This window comes from Sphingomonas sp. NFR15, from assembly GCF_900103265.1.
Taxonomy (GTDB): Bacteria; Pseudomonadota; Alphaproteobacteria; order Sphingomonadales; family Sphingomonadaceae; genus Sphingomonas; species Sphingomonas pollutisoli.
Genome location: NZ_FMWX01000020.1, coordinates 1 through 1678, shown reverse-complemented (window position 1 = coordinate 1678; position 1678 = coordinate 1). Strand labels below are relative to the sequence as shown.

The following is a 1678-nucleotide window of genomic DNA, read 5'->3' as shown; positions in this document are numbered from 1 at the left end:
GAGTAGGGCGGGACACGTGTAATCCTGTCTGAACATAGGGGGACCACCCTCTAAGCCTAAATACTCGTATGCGACCGATAGTGAACTAGTACCGTGAGGGAAAGGTGAAAAGCACCCCGATGAGGGGAGTGAAACAGTACCTGAAACGGATTGCCTACAAGCAGTTGGAGGGGTCTTGAGCCCTGACAGCGTACCTCTTGCATAATGGGTCTGTGACTTAATGTACCAAGCAAGCTTAAGCCGATAGGTGTAGGCGCAGCGAAAGCGAGTCTGAATAGGGCGAATGAGTTTGGTGTATTAGACCCGAAACCCGGCGATCTAGGCATGACCAGGATGAAGGTGCGGTAACACGCACTGGAGGTCCGAACCGATTAACGTTGAAAAGTTACCGGATGAGTTGTGTTTAGGGGTGAAAGGCCAATCAAGCCGGGAAATAGCTGGTTCTCCGCGAAAACTATTGAGGTAGTGCCTCGGATGGACACCTCAGGGGGTAGAGCACTGGATGGTTGCGGGGGTCGCGAGACCTACCAATACTAACCAAACTCCGAATACCTGAGAGTGATATCCGGGAGACAGACGGCGGGTGCTAAGGTCCGTCGTCAAAAGGGAAACAGCCCTGACCTACAGCTAAGGTCCCCAAGTCATCACTAAGTGGGAAAGCATGTGGAACTTCCAAAACAACCAGGAGGTTGGCTTAGAAGCAGCCATCCTTTAAAGAAAGCGTAACAGCTCACTGGTCTAAACAAGAGGTTCTGCGGCGAAGATGTAACGGGGCTAAAGTGATGCACCGAAGCTTAGGATGTGATCTTAGGATCACGTGGTAGCGGAGCGTTCCGTACGCCTGTGAAGCGGTCTGGTAATGGGCCGTGGAGGTATCGGAAGTGCGAATGCAGACATGAGTAGCGATAAAGAGGGTGAGATGCCCTCTCGCCGAAAGACCAAGGGTTCCTGCGCAAGGCTAATCCGCGCAGGGTGAGCCGGCCCCTAAGACGAGCCCGAAGGGGGTAGTCGATGGGAACCACGTTAATATTCGTGGGCCTGGTGGTGTGTGACGGATCTCGTGTGTTGTTCACCCTTATTGGATTGGGTGGGCTTCGAAGAGGTTCCAGGAAATAGCCCCACCGTATAGACCGTACCCGAAACCGACACAGGTGGTCAGGTAGAGTATACCAAGGCGCTTGAGAGAAGTGTCCTGAAGGAACTCGGCAAATTGCCTCCGTACCTTCGGAAGAAGGAGGCCCCCACAGTGCGCAAGCATTATGGGGGGGCACAGGCCAGGGGGTAGCGACTGTTTAGCAAAAACACAGGGCTCTGCTAAGTCGGCTTCAAGACGACGTATAGGGCCTGACGCCTGCCCGGTGCCTGAAGGTTAAGTGGAGGAGTGCAAGCTCTGAAATGAAGCCCAGGTAAACGGCGGCCGTAACTATAACGGTCCTAAGGTAGCGAAATTCCTTGTCGGGTAAGTTCCGACCTGCACGAATGGCGTAACGACTTCCCCACTGTCTCCAGGACATGCTCAGCGAAATTGAATTCCCCGTGAAGATGCGGGGTTCCCGCGGTTAGACGGAAAGACCCCGTGCACCTTTACTGCAGCTTCAGAGTGGCATTAGGAAAGAACTGTGTAGCATAGGTGGGAGGCTTTGAAGCATTGGCGCCAGCCGGTGTGGAGCCATAGGTG

1 rRNA gene is annotated in these 1678 nt (G+C 53.9%); it reads left to right on the top strand.

What is annotated here, in order from left to right:
* A 23S ribosomal RNA gene (locus BLS81_RS20245) occupies positions 1 to 1678 on the top strand; the annotation flags it as partial.